Origin of the sequence: Blastococcus sp. URHD0036 (genome assembly GCF_000701365.1) — a bacterium.
Taxonomy (GTDB): Bacteria; Actinomycetota; Actinomycetes; order Mycobacteriales; family Geodermatophilaceae; genus Trujillonella.
In genome coordinates this window covers 22,840-38,887 of the sequence record NZ_JNIK01000005.1, presented here as the reverse complement: position 1 = coordinate 38,887, position 16,048 = coordinate 22,840, and the positions used below count along the sequence as shown (strand labels likewise).

At 73.3% G+C, this 16,048-nt stretch carries 9 protein-coding genes, 1 tRNA gene and 1 pseudogene; 2 read left to right on the top strand and 9 right to left on the bottom strand.

The features are described 5' to 3' along the window. Nucleotides 1–225 precede the first annotated feature (225 nt). Entirely contained in the window at nt 226–825 is a 600-nt protein-coding gene (locus N555_RS0104910; RefSeq protein WP_029430384.1) for an ANTAR domain-containing response regulator, read from the bottom strand. Nucleotides 826–908: 83 nt separating this feature from the next. Here N555_RS0104910 and N555_RS0104905 point away from each other — a divergent pair. Both N555_RS0104905 and N555_RS25610 read left to right on the top strand, forming a co-directional pair. Next, a tRNA-Leu gene (locus N555_RS0104905) sits at nt 909–982 on the top strand. 227 nt (nt 983–1,209) lie between these two features. Continuing rightward, nucleotides 1,210–2,892, top strand: a pseudogene (locus N555_RS25610) (pyridoxal-dependent decarboxylase); the annotation flags it as partial. A 42-nt stretch (nt 2,893–2,934) separates the two neighbouring features. Here N555_RS25610 and N555_RS0104895 read toward each other — a convergent pair. The 8 genes from N555_RS0104895 to trpC form a co-directional block, all read right to left on the bottom strand. After that, nucleotides 2,935–3,816, bottom strand: coding sequence for an acyl-CoA thioesterase (locus N555_RS0104895; protein WP_034508887.1), 882 nt, complete (start codon nt 3,814–3,816; stop codon nt 2,935–2,937). Further along, nucleotides 3,813–5,228 (bottom strand): pyruvate kinase, encoded by a 1,416-nt coding sequence (gene pyk / locus N555_RS0104890; RefSeq protein ID WP_029430382.1) that lies wholly within the window; start codon nt 5,226–5,228, stop codon nt 3,813–3,815. The genes N555_RS0104895 and pyk overlap by 4 nt, the downstream gene beginning before the upstream one ends. A 152-nt stretch (nt 5,229–5,380) precedes the next feature. Further along, complete coding sequence (locus tag N555_RS0104885) at nt 5,381–6,871, bottom strand: glutamate synthase subunit beta (protein ID WP_029430381.1); 1,491 nt, start codon at nt 6,869–6,871, stop codon at nt 5,381–5,383. Between the two features lie 44 nt (nt 6,872–6,915). Next, the gene (gltB, locus tag N555_RS0104880) at nt 6,916–11,565 is read right to left on the bottom strand and encodes a glutamate synthase large subunit (RefSeq protein WP_029430380.1); all 4,650 of its coding nucleotides are present in this window, start codon (nt 11,563–11,565) and stop codon (nt 6,916–6,918) included. A 306-nt stretch (nt 11,566–11,871) separates the two neighbouring features. Continuing rightward, nucleotides 11,872–12,804, bottom strand: a complete 933-nt coding sequence (lgt, locus tag N555_RS0104875) for a prolipoprotein diacylglyceryl transferase (RefSeq protein ID WP_029430379.1) — start codon at nt 12,802–12,804, stop codon at nt 11,872–11,874. Then, on the bottom strand, nt 12,801–13,616 hold the full coding sequence (gene trpA, locus N555_RS0104870; protein ID WP_029430378.1) for a tryptophan synthase subunit alpha: 816 nt from the start codon (nt 13,614–13,616) through the stop codon (nt 12,801–12,803). Before trpA ends, lgt begins: the two co-directional genes overlap by 4 nt. Then, the gene (gene trpB, locus N555_RS0104865; RefSeq protein ID WP_034508886.1) at nt 13,613–14,962 is read right to left on the bottom strand and encodes a tryptophan synthase subunit beta; all 1,350 of its coding nucleotides are present in this window, start codon (nt 14,960–14,962) and stop codon (nt 13,613–13,615) included. The genes trpA and trpB overlap by 4 nt, the downstream gene beginning before the upstream one ends. Nucleotides 14,963–15,128: 166 nt before the next feature. Continuing rightward, entirely contained in the window at nt 15,129–15,938 is an 810-nt protein-coding gene (gene trpC, locus N555_RS0104860; protein WP_029430376.1) for an indole-3-glycerol phosphate synthase TrpC, read from the bottom strand. Between the last annotated feature and the right edge of the window lie 110 nt (nt 15,939–16,048).

The window sequence follows — 16,048 nt, the reverse complement described above, 5'->3', positions numbered from 1 at the left end:
TTCCTGCCAGTGCGCATCAATGAACTCCCAAGATCTGTCACGTCGTTCGAAGCCCTGACGGACGGCAGGCGCCGACCCCCAGGGCCGCTGAGTGGAGCGAAGGTAACCGCTGGGAGCGGACATCCGGAAAGCGCTCAGGGGACCGTGATGAGGTCGTGATCTATCGTGTTGCGCCCGAGTTACGCGATCGGATCTGCGTCACAGGGCTTCCTCGACCGGAGGATCTCAGGCAGACGGGCTGTCCACGGCCACGCCGTCGTCCAGGATCCGCTGGGCGAGCGCCTTCATCGACGTCCGCTCGTTCATCGCCGTCCGCTGGATGAAACGGAAGGCATCGGCCTCGCTCAGCCCCTCCCGGGTCATCAGCACGCCCTTGGCCTTCTCGACCACCTTGCGGGCCTCCAGCCGGTCCTCCAGCGAGCGCACCTCACCGTCCAGGGCGGTCATCTCGGCGAACCGGGCGCGCGCCACCTCGATGGCCGGCACGAGGTCGTTCTTCGAGAACGGCTTGACCAGGTAGGCCATGGCGCCGGCGTCGCGGGCCCGCTCGACGAGCTCCCGCTGGCTGAACGCCGTCAGCACGATGACCGGGGCCACTCGGTCGCCGGCGATCTGCTCGGCCGCCGACAGCCCGTCCAGGACCGGCATCTGGATGTCGAGGATCACGAGGTCGGGGACCAGCTCCCGGGCCCGGTCGACGGCCTGCTGGCCGTCACCCACCTCGGCCACGACGACGTAGCCCTCCTCCTCCAGCATCTCCTTGAGGTCGAGGCGGATCAGGGCCTCGTCCTCGGCGATGAGGACACGCGTCGGCTCGGTGCTCACGGGCACGGAGCCTAGCCATGCCGGGGCTCCGGGGCAGGCCCGTTAGGCTGCCGATACGCCGTCGGACCTGTGGTGTCCGGCACGCCCCCGTACCCCAATCGGCAGAGGGAGCGGATTCAAAACCCGCGCAGTGTGCGTTCGAGTCGCACCGGGGGCACTGTGTGATCCGCGGTCCTCCGGACCGCACCGCGGCCAGGTGCCGTCCCCGGCCGCCGCCCAGCCGCTGCCCGTGCCGTTCCCCTGTCGCACGTCTCCCTCACCGGCGTCTGGTCACTTCTCCCGCCGCCTGCCGCGCGGCGTCGCGGACCGTGGCCCGAATACGGTGGGGGCGTGACCGAGCCCGCACTGCACATGACCCCTGAGGAGTTCCGGCGGCACGGCCACGAGGTGGTCGACTGGATCGCCGACTACTGGACCCGGCTGCCCGGTCTGCCCGTCCGCTCCCCCGTGGCGCCCGGCGACGTCCGCGCCGCGCTGCCCGAGGCCCCGCCCGAGCACGGTGAGCCGCTGTCGGCCGTCCTCGCCGACCTCGACCGCGTCGTGGTCCCCGGGCTGACGCACTGGCAGCACCCCGGCTTCCTCGGCTACTTCCCGGCCAACACGTCCGGGCCCTCGGTGCTCGGTGACCTGGTCTCGGCCGGACTCGGCATCCAGGGCATGAGCTGGGTGACCAGCCCTGCCGCGACCGAGCTCGAGCAGCACGTGCTCGACTGGTTCGCCGGGCTGCTGGACCTGCCGGCGTCGTTCCTCTCGACCGGGACCGGCGGCGGCGTCGTCCAGGACTCCAGCTCCGGGGCCAACCTCGTGGCGCTCCTGGCCGCGCTGCACCGCGCCAGTGGCGGCGCGACGGTCCGGCACGGGGTGGTCCCCGAGGAGTACACGGTCTACGTCTCGGCCGAGACCCACTCCTCCATGGAGAAGGCGGTGCGCATCGCCGGGCTCGGCACCGACGCCGTCCGGGTCGTGGAGGTCGGCGACGACCTCGCGATGCGCCCGGCCGCGCTCGCCGCGCGCCTGGAGCGCGACGTGGCCCGCGGGCTGAAGCCGGTGCTGGTCTGCGCGACCGTGGGGACGACGTCGACGACCGCCGTCGACCCGCTCGCCGAGCTCGGCCCGGTCTGCCAGCGCTTCGGCGTCTGGCTGCACGTGGACGCCGCCTACGCCGGTGTCAGCGGCCTGGTGCCCGAGCTCCGGCCGCTGCAGAACGGCGTCGAGTGGGCCGACAGCTACACCACCGACGCGCACAAGTGGCTGCTGACCGGCTTCGACGCCACCCTCTTCTGGACCGCCGACCGCGCCGCCCTCACCGGCGCCCTGGCGATCCTCCCGGAGTACCTGCGCAACGCCGCCACGGACACCGGCGCCGTCGTCGACTACCGCGACTGGCAGGTGCCGCTCGGCCGGCGGTTCCGGGCGCTGAAGCTGTGGTTCGTGCTCCGCCACTACGGCGCCGAGGGGCTGCGCGCCCACATCCGGTCCGGGGTGGCGCTGGCCCAGGAGCTGGCCGGCTGGGCCGACGCCGACGACCGGTTCGACGTGGCCGCCGCCCATCCGCTCTCGCTGGTGTGCCTGCAGCCCCGCTGGGCCGACGAGGTGGACGCCGACGTCGCCACCATGACGCTGCTGGAGCGGCTCAACGACGGCGGCGAGGTGTTCCTCACCCACACCACGGTCCGCGGCCGCGTCGTCCTCCGGGTCGCCGTCGGGGCGCCCACGACGACCCGGGAGACCGTCGAGCGGGTGTGGCAGCTCCTGCGGGAGAACCACGACTGGCTGTCGCGCGACTTCGCCGAGGCCGCCGCCGAGCGGGCGCGGCTCGCCGCCGAGCGCAAGGCCGAGGCGGAGCGGCTGGCCGCCGAGCGAGCCGAGAACGAGCGAGCCGAGGCCGAGCGGAACGAGGCCGAGCGGATCGAGGCCGAGCGGATCGAGAACGAGCGGATCGAAGCCGAGCGCGCCGAGGCCGAGCAGGCGGCCGCGGCGGAGGAGCCGGCGGCACCAACCGTCGAGCTCCCGGCCGCGCAGGACGAGACGGCGACCCAGGCCGCCGCCCAGGCGCCCGCCGAGTAGCCGGAGGAGATCCGCCGGGGTCACCCCGGCGGATCTCCTCCGCTACTCCCCCGTGTCGCGGATGAGCCCCTCCTGCGCGACGGAGGCGACGTGGGTGCCGTCGACCGACCAGATGTGACCGAAGTTCAGGGCGCGGGCCCCGGCTGCGGCCGGGCTGTCGGTCTCGTAGAGGAACCACTCGTCGGCCCGTGCGGGCGCGTGGAACCACACGGCGTGGTCCAGGCTGGCGCCCTGGTACCGCTCGTCCCAGCCGCCCTTGCGAGCCAGGCCGGCGCTCAGCAGCGTCAGGTCGGTGACGAAGGTCAGCGCCGCCGCGTGGATCGTCGGGTCGTCCGGCAGCCGGCCGGCCACCCGGAACCAGGCGTGCGAGCGGGTGTCCGGCGGGCTCTTGGGCACCGAGCCGAACGGGTCGTCTAGCGGCCGCTGCTCGACGGCCTGACCGAGCAGTTCGAGGTGGTCGCCCTGCACCCGGCCGTGCCGCTCGGCGTACTCCGCGGCCGACGGGACGGAGTCCGGGGGCGGCACGTCCGGCATCGGCAGCGAGTGGGTCACCGCGGCCGGCTCCGGCTGGTGGAAGTCCGCGGTGAGGGCGAAGATCGCGACGTCCTCGCCGCGGCGTCGCTGGTGGGCCAGCACCCGGCGGGTGGAGAACGACCGGCCGTCGCGGATGCGCTCCACGACGTAGCGGATCTCCTCGTTCGGGTCGCCGGGACGCAGGAAGTACGAGTGCAGGGAGTGGACCGGCCGCTCGCCCGACGTCGTCAGTTCCGCGGCCATGAGGGCCTGGCCGGCCACCTGGCCGCCGAACACCCGCTGGCGGGTCGTCTTCGGCGTCTGCCCGACGTACACGCCCGGCTCCCGCTCCTCCAGGTCGAGGACCTGCAGCAACGCGGCGACGTCGTCGCTGCCCGCTCCCCCGGTCACGAGTCGGTGCCCACCTCGTGCACGCGGATCAGGTTGGTCGACCCCACCGTGTTGGGCGGGCTGCCCGCGACGACGACCACCCGGTCGCCCTCCCGGAGCCGCCCGATGGACAGCAGGGAGAAGTCGACCTGGCGGACCATGTCGTCGGTGTGCTGCACGGTCGGCACCAGGAAGGTCTCCACGCCCCAGGAGAGGGCCAGCTGGCTGCGCACCCGGGCATCGACCGTGAACGCCAGCAGCGGCTGACGCGGGTGCAGCGCGGCCAGCCGGCGGGCTGTGTCGCCGGTCTGGGTGAAGGTGGCCAGCGCCTCGACGCCGAGGGTCTCGCTGATGTCGCGGGCCGCCCGGACGATCGCGCCGGACCGGGACCGGGAGACCCGCACCAGCTCGGGCGCGCGGATCGTGTCGCTCTCGACGGCGTCGATGATCCGCTCCATCGTGCGGACCGCGGCGATCGGGTGCTTCCCGACCGAGGTCTCGCCGGAGAGCATCACCGCGTCGGCACCGTCGAGGACGGCGTTGGCGACGTCGGAGGCCTCGGCGCGGGTGGGTCGCGAGTTCTCGATCATCGACTCGAGCATCTGGGTGGCGACGATGACCGGCTTGTTGCGCTCCCGCGCGGCCTGGACGGCGCGCTTCTGCACCAGCGGGACCTGCTCCAGCGGGAGCTCCACACCCAGGTCGCCGCGGGCGACCATGATCCCGTCGAAGGCCTCGACGATCGCCTCGAGGTTCGCGACCGCCTCCGGCTTCTCCAGCTTGGCGATGACCGGGACGTATATGTCCTCCTGCCGCATGATGTCGCGGACGAGGTCGACGTCGGCCGGCGACCGCACGAAGGACAGGGCGATGAAGTCGGTCCCGAGGTGCAACGCGAAGCGCAGGTCCTCGGCGTCCTTCTCCGACAGCGCGGGGACGCTCACCGCGACGCCGGGCAGCGACAGGCCCTTGTTGTTGGAGACCGGGCCGCCCTCGACGACCAGGCACCAGACGTCGGGGCCGTCGACCTCGACGACCGACAGCGCGAGCTTGCCGTCGTCGACGAGGAGGCGGTCGCCGACCCGCGCGTCGGCGGCGAGGCCCTTGTAGGTGGTCGAGACGCGCTCTGCGGTGCCCTCGACGTCGTCCACGGTGATGCAGACGCGGGCGCCGGTCGGCCACACGGCCCTGCCCTCGACGAACGTGCCCAGGCGGATCTTCGGGCCCTGCAGGTCGGCGAGGATGGCGACGGCGTGCCCGGTCCGGTCCGAGGCCTCGCGCACCACGTGGTAGGCGGCCTCGTGGTGGGCGTGCTCGCCGTGACTGAAGTTCAGCCGGGCGACGTCCATACCGGCCTCGACGAGGGCGGTGACCTGCTCGATGGTGCTGGTGGCGGGACCCAGTGTGCAGACGATCTTGGCGCGGCGGGGCATACCCAGAACGCTATTGCATGGCGATCCGCCGGACCGCACCGCGGCCACGTGCCGTCCCCCACCCCCGCTGAGCCCATACCCGTGAACCGGTCGGGGACCCTCCGGGCCCCGCGACCGGTCCACACGACGCCCGCGCGAGGGTGGTCGTCACCTCACCGGAGGGCGACCGCCGTGGGCGTGACCGGGCGCGGCAGCTCGGAGGCGGCTCCGGTCAGCCACGCGTCGACCGCGCCGGCGGCCGACCGGCCCTCGGCGATGGCCCACACGATCAGCGACTGGCCGCGGCCGATGTCGCCGGCCACGAAGACGCCGGGGACGGTGGACATGAAGTCCCCGTCGCGGGCGATGTTGCCGCGGTCGGTGACCTCGACGCCCAGCCCCTCGACCAGGCCCTCGCGCTGGGCGCCGGTGAAGCCCATGGCCAGGAACACCAGGTCGGCCGGGAGCTCGCGCTCGCTGCCCTCGATCTTGGTGAACCGGCCGTCGACGCGCTCCACCTCGTGCAGCAGCAGCGCGCGGACGTTCCCCTGGCCGTCGTCCAGGAAGCGCTCGGTGTTCACGCTGTACAGCCGCTCGCCGCCCTCTTCGTGCGCGCTCGAGACACGCATGACCATCGGGTAGGTCGGCCACGGGTTGTCCTGCGCCCGGCTGCCGGGGGGCGCCGGCATGATCTCCAGCTGCGCCACCGAGGCCGCGCCCTGACGGTGGGCGGTGCCCAGGCAGTCGGCGCCGGTGTCGCCGCCACCGATGATCACGACGTGCTTGCCGTGGGCGTCGATCGGCGGGCTGTCGAGCTCGCCGAGCGCCTGGAGGTTGCCGTAGGGCAGGTAGTCCATGGCGAGGTGGATGCCGGCCAGCTCCCGGCCGGGAGCGGGCAGGTCGCGGCCGACGGTCGCGCCGCCGGCCAGGACGACGGCGTCGAAGTCGCCGCGCAGCTGGTCGACGCTCAGGTCGTCGGCCCCGCTGCCGCCGACCTCGACGCCGGTCACGAACCGGGTGCCCTCGGCGCGCATCTGGTCCAGCCGCCGGTCGAGCACGGCCTTCTCCATCTTGAACTCGGGGATGCCGTAGCGGAGCAGCCCGCCGATCCGGTCGGCGCGCTCGAAGACGGTGACCTCGTGCCCGGCCCGCGTGAGCTGCTGGGCGGCGGCCAGCCCGGCCGGCCCGGACCCGACGACGGCGACCTTCTTGCCGGTCCGCTCCTGCGCCGGCTGCGGGGTCACCAGGTCGCGCTGGAAGGCCTGGTCGATGATCTCCCACTCGATCTGCTTGATCGTGACGGGCGACTCCTGCAGGTTCAGCACGCAGGAGCCCTCGCACGGCGCGGGACACAGCTTCCCGGTGAACTCCGGGAAGTTGTTGGTGGCGTGCAGCCGCTCGATCGCATCGCCCCAGTCGTCGCGGCGGGCGAGGTCGTTCCACTCCGGGATCAGGTTGCCCAGCGGGCACCCGTGGTGGCAGAACGGGATGCCGCAGTCCATGCAGCGGGCCGCCTGCTGGCGGACGGCGCCGACCGGGAAGACCTCGTCCTCACCGGTCTCGCGGGTGAGGTAGACGTCCTTCCAGTCCATGATGCGGACGTCGACCGGCCGGCGCGGCGGCAGGGCACGGTCGTACTTGAGGAACCCCGTGGAGTCAGCCACGAGCGGCCTCCTTCCGGGAGACGGTGAGCGGGGGGCAACAGGTCTCAGCCACGAGCGGCCTCCATGACGGCGCGGTCGACGTCCGTGCCGGCGGCCTCGGCGGCCCGACGGGCCTCCACGGCGCGGCGGTAGTCGCGCGGCATGATCACGCTGAACCGCTCGGACCAGCGGCCCCAGTCGGCCAGCAGCGCCGCGGCGACGGGGGACTCGGTGTCGGCCTGGTAGCGGGCGAGCACCTCGCGCAGCCACGTGGCCGACTCGCCGTCCAGCGGGTCGACGTCGACCATGTCGCCGTTCACCCGGTGCCGGGCCAGGTCCAGCACGTAGGCGACGCCGCCGGACATGCCCGCGGCGATGTTGCGCCCGGTCGCGCCGAGGATGACGGCGCGACCGCCGGTCATGTACTCCAGCGCGTGGTCGCCGACGCCCTCGACGACGGCCAGCGCGCCGGAGTTGCGCACGCAGAACCGCTCGCCGACCCGGCCGCGCAGGAAGATCTCCCCGGCGGTCGCGCCGTAGCCGATGACGTTGCCGGCGATGACGTTGTCCTCGGCGGCGAAGGTCGCCTCCCGCGCCGGGCGGACGACGATGCGCCCCCCGGACAGGCCCTTGCCCACGTAGTCGTTGGCGTCGCCGAACAGCCGCATCGTGATGCCCCGCGGCACGAAGGCGCCGAAGGACTGCCCGGCCGACCCGGTGAAGGTGAGGTCGATCGTGCCCTCGGGCAGGCCCTCGCCGCCGAACCGGCGGGTGACCATCGAGCCGAGCATGGTGCCGACGGTGCGGTTGACGTTGCGCACCGGCAGCTCCAGGCGCACCGGCCGCGCGTCGAGCAGGGCGCCCTCGCTGAGCTGGATCAGGGTCTGGTCCAGCGCCACGTCCAGCCCGTGGTCCTGGTCGCGGACCTTGCGCCGGGCCGCGCCCTCGGGGAGCTCGGGCACGGCGAGCAGCTTGGACAGGTCCAGGCCCTGGGCCTTCCAGTGGCCGACCGCCTGGCGGGTGTCGAGCACCTCGGCGTGGCCGATCGCCTCGTCCAGGGTCCGGAAGCCGAGCTCGGCCAGGTACTGGCGGACCTCCTCGGCGATGTACTCGAAGAAGGTGACGACGAACTCCGGCCGCCCGGTGAACCGCTTGCGCAGCTCCGGGTTCTGCGTGGCCACGCCGACCGGGCAGGTGTCGAGGTGGCAGACCCGCATCATGATGCAGCCGGAGACCACCAGCGGCGCCGTCGCGAAGCCGAACTCCTCGGCACCCAGCAGCGCACCGATGACGACGTCCCGGCCGGTCTTGAGCTGACCGTCGACCTGGACGGTGATCCGGTCGCGCAGCCCGTTGGCCAGCAGCGTCTGCTGGGTCTCGGCGAGGCCCAGCTCCCACGGCGAGCCGGCGTGCTTGAGCGACGTCAGCGGCGCGGCACCGGTGCCGCCGTCGTGCCCGGAGATGAGCACGACGTCGGAGTGGGCCTTGCTGACCCCCGCCGCGACCGTGCCGACGCCGACCTCGGCGACGAGCTTGACGTGCACCCGCGCCTGGTCGTTGGCGTTCTTCAGGTCGTGGATGAGCTGCTTGAGGTCCTCGATCGAGTAGATGTCGTGGTGCGGCGGCGGGCTGATCAGCCCCACGCCCGGCGTCGAGTGCCGGGTGCGCGCCACCCACGGGTACACCTTCTGGCCGGGCAGCTGGCCGCCCTCGCCGGGCTTGGCACCCTGTGCCATCTTGATCTGGATGTCGTCGGCGTTGACCAGGTACTCGCTGGTCACCCCGAAGCGGCCGCTGGCGACCTGCTTGATGGCCGACCGGCGCAGGTCGCCGTTCGGGTCGGCGACGAACCGCCCCGGGTCCTCGCCACCCTCACCGGTGTTGGACTTGCCGCCCAGCCGGTTCATGGCGATGGCGAGCGTCTCGTGCGCCTCCTGCGAGATGGAGCCGTAGCTCATCGCGCCGGTCTGGAACCGCTTGACGATCTCGCTGACCGGCTCCACCTCGTCCAGCGGCACGGGCTCCCGGACGCCGGTCTTCAGCTCGAACAGGCCGCGCAGCGTCGCCGCGTCGCGGGAGAGCTGGTCGACCTCCGCGGTGTAGCGCTTGAAGACGTCGTACTGCCGGGCGCGGGTCGAGTGCTGGAGCAGGAACACCGTCTCGGGGTTGAACAGGTGCACCTCGCCCTCGCGGCGCCACTGGTAGTCGCCCCCGGTCTCCAGCCGGCGGTGCGCCCGCTCGGTCGGGTTGGACGGGTACGCCCGCCGGTGCCGCATCGCGACCTCCTCGGCGAGCACGTCGAGGCCGACACCGCCGAGCGGACAGGAGGTGCCGGTGAAGTACTCGTCGACGAGCTCGTCGGACAGGCCGACGGCCTCGAAGATCTGCGCCATCGTGTACGAGCCGACGGTGCTGATGCCCATCTTGCTCATGACCTTGAGGACGCCCTTGCCCAGCGCCTTGACCGTGTTGCGGACGGCCTGCGCCGGCTCGACGCCGGTCAGCACGCCGTCGCGGATCAGGTCCTCGATCGACTCGAACGCCAGGTAGGGGTTGACCGCGGCGGCGCCGTAGCCGAGCAGCAAGGCGACGTGGTGCACCTCGCGGCAGTCGCCGGACTCCACGACGAGCCCGACCTCCATGCGGGTGCGCTCGCGCACCAGGTGGTGGTGGACGGCGGCCGTCATGAGCAGCGACGGGATCGGTGCGCGGTTCTCGTCGCAGTCGCGGTCGGACAGCACGATGATCCGCGCGCCGGCGGCGATGGCCTTGCTGGCCTTCGTCCGCAGCTCCTCGACGGCCTTGGCCAGCGCCTCGCCCCCGCCGTTGACGTCGAAGTGGCCGGTGATCCGGACGGCGGCGTAACCGGGCAGGTCGCCGTCGTCGTCGATGTGCAGGATCTTGGCCAGCTCGTCGTTGTCGATGACGGGGAAGGGCAGGAAGACCTGCCGGCAGGACGCCGGGGTGGCGTTCAGCAGGTTCTGCTCCGGGCCGAAGGTCCGCCCGAGGCTGGTCACCAGCTCCTCGCGGATGGCGTCCAGCGGCGGGTTGGTCACCTGGGCGAAGAGCTGCCCGAAGTAGTCGTAGAGCAGGCGTGACCGGTCCGAGAGCGCCGCCACCGGGGTGTCGGTGCCCATCGAGCCGATCGGCTCGGCGGCCGAGGAGGCCATCGGGGTGAGCAGGACGCGCAGGTCCTCCTCGGTGTACCCGAACAGCTGCTGCCGCCGGACGACGGACTCGTGGCTGGGCCGCGAGCGGCGCCGCTCCGGCAGCTGAGGCAGCTGCACGATGCCAGCGTGCAGCCAGTCGTCGTACGGGTGCTCGTCGGCGAGCGCTCCCTTGACCTCCTCGTCGGACAGGATCCGCCCGGCGGCGGTGTCGACGAGGAACATCCGGCCCGGCTGGAGCCGGCCCTTGGCGACGACGTCGGCGTCGGGGATCTCCAGGACGCCGACCTCGCTGGCGAGCACGACCCAGTCGTCCTTGGTGTGCCACCAGCGGCCGGGGCGCAGGCCGTTGCGGTCGAGGACGGCGCCGATCAGCGTGCCGTCGGTGAAGGCGACCGCGGCGGGGCCGTCCCACGGCTCCATGATCGAGGAGTGGAACCGGTAGAAGGCCCGGCGGGCCGGGTCCATCTCCGCGTGGTTCTCCCACGCCTCCGGGATCATCATCAGGACGGCGTGCGGCAGCGACCGGCCGGACAGGTGCAGCAGCTCGAGCACCTCGTCGAAGGTGGCCGAGTCGCTGAAGTCGCTCGCCGTGACCGGGAAGATCCGCTCCAGGCCCAGCTCGCTGGCCGGGCCGGCCGGACCGTCGAACATCTCGGTCTCGAGCTTGGCCTCGCGGGCCCGCATGCGGTTGCGGTTGCCCTTGATCGTGTTGATCTCGCCGTTGTGCGCGATGAGCCGGAACGGGTGGGCCAGGGGCCAGCTCGGGAAGGTGTTGGTCGAGAACCGGCTGTGCACCAGGGCGATCGCCGACTCGTAGCGCTCGTCGCGCAGGTCGGGGAAGAACGCGGGCAGCTGGTCGGTGGTCAGCATGCCCTTGTAGGTGATCGTGCGCGCCGACAGCGAGACGACGTAGAGGGAGCTGCCGGCGTCTACCGCGGCCCGCTCGGCACGCTTGCGCAGCACGAAGGCACGCCGCTCCAGCCGGCTGACGCCGTGACAGACCGCGGAGCCGCCGAAGGCCGCCGCGTCGGCGCGGGCGCCCATCGTCTCGGCGACGAAGAGCTGCGCGAAGTGCGGCATGACCGCGCGGGCGGTGGGGCCGAGGTCGGCGCCCTCGGGGTCGACGGGCACCTCGCGCCAGCCGAGGACGGTGAGGCCCTCCTCGGCGGCGATGGTGGCGACGTCGTCGTACCGGGCGGCTCGCTCGGTCTCGTCGACCGGCAGGAAGGCGATGCCGACGGCGTACTCGCCCACGGGCGGCAGGTCGAAGTCGACGCTCGCGCGCAGCAGGGCGTCGGGGACCTGGGTGAGGATCCCCGCGCCGTCGCCGCTGTTGGGCTCGGCGCCGGCGGCGCCCCGGTGGTCGAGGTTGTGCAGCGCGGTCAGACCAGCGGCCACGAGGGCGCGGCTCTGCCGGCCCTGGACGTCGGCGACGAAGGCCACGCCGCAGGCGTCCGTGTCGTTCGCCGGGTCGTAGAGCCCGGTGGCCGGCGGGACGGCCGAGAAGGGGACGGCGGAGGGGTTGGGCGTCAGGTACCCGGTCATGTCACTCCCGTCGTCGGCGGTTCGCGCGCGCTCGTGGAGAGGCACGCAGCGGGGCGGAGGCCCGGCCGGTGATGGTCAGAGGGGGCGGTGTGCGTAAGCGCTGCGGGCGGGGGTCCGGCGCGGGGACGTGCCCGGACCGGTCAGGTCGAGAGTCCCACGGATGGTGCCGTGGGGCCGTCGTCCGCGGGGCGACGCTGGCCCGGTCCGACACGTGCGATCCACCGGGATCACCGGCGGTTCCGAGGGAAGGGTACACAGCCGTAACACACTGGTTTCCCGGGTCGAGGGGTGCCCGACGCCGGGCGTTCAGGAACCCGTCGCCGGCCGGTGATCGTCGTCACCGGCAGAGTCACCTGGGTCGGTGTCCGCGCTGGTCACCGGCACGGTGGTGGCGTCGGCGGGCTCGGTGTCGGCATCGTCACCCCGCCGGTCCAGGACCTCCCGCGGGCGGCCGCGCATCGCGACCATGTAGGCCACCGCCGACAGTCCCACCACCACGCAGGTGAAGACGTTGAGCCGGATGCCGAAGAACTCGTTCGCCGGGTCGGTGCGCAACAGCTCGATCCACAACCGGCCGGCGCAGTAGAGGGCGACGTAGAGCGCGAAGGCCCGGCCGTGGCCCAGCCGGAAGCGGCGATCGGCCCAGATCACGACGGCCGCGGCGGCCAGGTCCCACAGCAGCTCGTAGAGGAACGTCGGGTGGAACGTCGCCACGTCGAGGTAGGCCTCGGGCCGGAAGCGGGGCGCGATCTCCAGCCCCCAGGGCAGGTCGGTCGGCCCGCCGAAGAGCTCCTGGTTGAACCAGTTGCCCAGCCGGCCGACCGCCTGGGCGACCAGCAGGCCGGGGGCGATCGCGTCGGCGAACACGGGGAGCGGGATGCCCATCTTGCGGCAGGCGATCCAGGCACCGACCCCGCCGAAGGCGATGGCGCCCCAGATGCCCAGGCCGCCCTCCCAGATGGCGAAGGCCTTCAGCGGCTCCCCACCCTCGCCGAAGTACGGCTGCGGCGTGGTGATCACGTGGTAGATCCGGCCGCCGATGATCCCGAACGGCACGGCCCAGACGGCGATGTCGAGCACCTCGCCGGGCCTGCCGCCCCGGGCCACCCAGCGCTTCTCGGTGATCCAGCAGGCCAGCAGGATGCCGGCGATGATGCACAGCGCGTAGGCCCGGACGGGGAACGGCCCGAGGTCCCACACCCCCTGCGACGGGCTGGGGATGCTCGCCAGGACCGTCACGCCGGTGCTCCTGCCCGCTGCCGCACGCCGCGCGCCAGGTCCGCCGACAGGCGGCGCACCCCGTCGGGTCCGTGCCCGTCCAGCAGCGTGCGCACGTAGGCCGAGCCGACGATGACGCCGTCCGCGAAGCCGGCCACCTCGGCGGCCTGGTCCCCGTTGGAGACGCCCAGGCCCACGCAGACCGGCAGGTCGGTGCCGACCTGCGCGACGGCCTGGCGGGTGCGGGCGACCAGCGCCTCGGCGGCGTCGCCGACGGTCGCGCGGGTGCCGGTCACGCCCATGGTCGAGGCGGCGTAGACGAAGCCGCGGCAGGCCGCGACGGTCGAGCGCAGCCGCGCCTCGGTGGACGACGGGGCGACCAGGAAGACCCGGTCGAGCCCGGCGGCGTCGGAGGCGGCGAGCCACTCCCCCGCCTCGTCGGGGATGAGGTCGGGCGTGATGACCCCTGCTCCCCCGGCGGCGGCGAGATCGGCGGCGAACCGGTCGACGCCGTAGCGCTCGATCGGGTTCCAGTAGCTCATGACGACCGGGACGGCGCCGGCCGCGGCGACCGCCTCCGCGGCCCGCAGGACGTCGCGCAGGCCGACGCCCGCGCGGACGGCGACGTCGACGGCCTGCTGGATGACCGGACCGTCCATGCCCGGGTCGCTGTAGGGGACGCCGATCTCGACGATGTCGGCGCCACCCTCGACCGCGGCCACCAGCGCCTCGATCGAGGCGTCGACGTCGGGATAGCCGACCGGCAGGTAGGCGATCAGCGCCGCCCGCCCCTCGGCCCGGGCGGCGTGGATCCGCTGCTGCGACGCGCTCATGCCGACTCCCCCGCGTCCTGGCCGGCCACGGCCTCGTCGTTGCTGACCGCGCCCTCGGTGGGCTGCTGGTCGGTGTCCAGACCGGGGCCGGGGTCGACCTCCTCGCGGTCGCCGAGCCCGAACCAGGCCGATGCCGTCTCGACGTCCTTGTCGCCGCGGCCCGACAGGTTCACCAGCAGCAGGGTGTCCGGCCCGAGCTCCCGACCGACCTTCATGGCGCCGGCCAGGGCGTGCGCGGACTCGATCGCCGGGATGATCCCCTCGGTCCGGCACAGCAGCGCGAACGCCTCCATGGCCTCGGCGTCGGTGATCGGCCGGTACTCCGCGCGCCCGATGTCGTGCAGGTACGAGTGCTCCGGGCCGACGCCCGGGTAGTCCAGCCCGGCGCTGATCGAGTGGGACTCGATGGTCTGGCCGTTCTCGTCCTGCAGCAGGTACGAGCGGGCCCCGTGCAGCACGCCGGGCGACCCGCCGGTGATCGTGGCCGCGTGCCGGCCGGTCTCCACGCCGTCGCCGGCGGCCTCCAGGCCGATCAGCCGGACGCCGTCGTCGGGCACGAACGCGGTGAAGATGCCGATCGCGTTGGACCCGCCGCCCACGCAGGCGAGGACGGCGTCGGGCAGCCGGCCCTCCCGGTCCAGCAGCTGGGCGCGCGCCTCGTCGCCGATGACCCGCTGGAAGTCGCGGACCATGGCCGGGAAGGGGTGCGGCCCCGCGACGGTGCCGAACACGTAGTTCGTCGTCTCCACGTTGGTCACCCAGTCGCGGAAGGCCTCGTTGATCGCGTCCTTGAGCGTGCGCGAGCCGGTCGTGACCGGGATGACCTCCGCGCCCAGCAACCGCATGCGGGCGACGTTGAGCGCCTGGCGGCGGGTGTCCTCCTCGCCCATGTAGACGGTGCAGGACAGCCCCATGAGCGCCGCCGCGGTCGCCGTCGCGACGCCGTGCTGACCGGCGCCGGTCTCGGCGATGACGCGGCTCTTGCCGATCCGCTTGGTCAGCAGCGCCTGCCCCAGCACGTTGTTGATCTTGTGCGAGCCGGTGTGGTTGAGGTCCTCGCGCTTGAGCAGCACGCGGGCGCCGCCGCAGTGCTCGGCGAACCGCGCCACCTCCGTGACCGGGCTGGGCCGCCCGGTGTAGTCGCGCTGCAGCGCGGCGAACTCGTCGAGGAACGCGGGGTCGACCTTCATCGCCTCGTAGGCCTCGGTCAGCTCGTCGAGCGCGGCGATCAGCGCCTCGGGGACGAACCGGCCGCCGAAGATCCCGAAGTGGCCCGTGGCGTCCGGCCAGGCCGGCGCCGCCGGAGCGGATCGCGGCTCGGGCGGGCGGACGGGACTGGTGGTCATGCGCCCAGTGTCCCGCGTGTTCCTGGACGCGCCGGGGAGGGGGTCGTGGACGCGCTGCCGGCGACCCCGCTCGCTCCCCCTCACCCTGCGGCGCTCCTGTCGCCTCACGACGCGACAGCAGCGCTGGGAGGTGACGGCGAACGCCGAGCGCGAGCCCGCGGCGCGTCTAGCGGCTGGGGCGCGGGGTGGCCGGGTGGGAGCCGGCGGTGACCAGGTCCGCGACCGCCTGGCGGGCGTCGCCGGCGGTCACGAGTCCCTCGCCGACGAGGACGGCGTCCGCGCCGGCGCCGGCGTAGGAGATGAGGTCGTGCGGGCCGCGGACGCCGGACTCGGCGACCTTGACCACGGTCGACGGCAGGCCCGGGGCGATCCGCTCGAAGGTGGAGCGGTCCACCGCCAGGGTGGTCAGGTCGCGGGCGTTGACCCCGATGACCGACGCGCCGGCGTCCAGCGCGCGGTCGGCCTCGGCCTCGGTGTGCACCTCCACCAGCGCGGTCATGCCGAGCGACTCGACCCGCTCGAGCAGCCCGAGGAGCACGTTCTGCTCCAGGGCGGCGACGATCAGCAGGACGACGTCCGCGCCGTACGCCCGGGCCTCGTGCACCTGGTAGCTGCTGACCACGAAGTCCTTGCACAGCACCGGGACGTCGACCGCCGCCCGCACCGCCGCGAGGTCGGCGTGGCTGCCGCCGAAGCGGCGGCGCTCGGTCAGCACGCTGATCACCCGCGCGCCGCCGGCCGCGTACTGCCCGGCGAGGACGGCGGGGTCGGGGATCTCGGCCAGCGCGCCCTTGGAGGGGCTCTGCCGCTTCACCTCGGCGATGACCCCGACACCGGGGGCGCGCAGGGCGGCCTGGGCGTCGAGCGCGGGGCGGGCGTCACGGGCGACGGCCATGACCTCCGCGAGCGGGGTCGCTGCCTCGCGTGCGGCCAGTTCCTCCCGCACGCCGGCGACGATCTCGTCGAGGACGCTCACGACCACTCCTCCGTGCTGATCGACCGTGCAGATCACGAGGCGACGGACGCCGGGGGGCGACGGAGATCACGTGTGTACGCCCTGGTCCGGGGTACTCCCGCCCCTTCTCC

Bases quoted from the DNA above. Each gene is read 5' to 3' on its own strand.
- pyk (WP_029430382.1), bottom strand. From the start codon at position 5,228: ATGCCCCGCCGCGCCAAGATCGTCTGCACACTGGGTCCCGCCACCAGC.
- gltB (WP_029430380.1), bottom strand. From the start codon at position 11,565: ATGACCGGGTACCTGACGCCCAACCCCTCCGCCGTCCCCTTCTCGGCC.
- trpA (WP_029430378.1), bottom strand. From the start codon at position 13,616: ATGAGCGCGTCGCAGCAGCGGATCCACGCCGCCCGGGCCGAGGGGCGG.
- trpB (WP_034508886.1), bottom strand. From the start codon at position 14,962: ATGACCACCAGTCCCGTCCGCCCGCCCGAGCCGCGATCCGCTCCGGCG.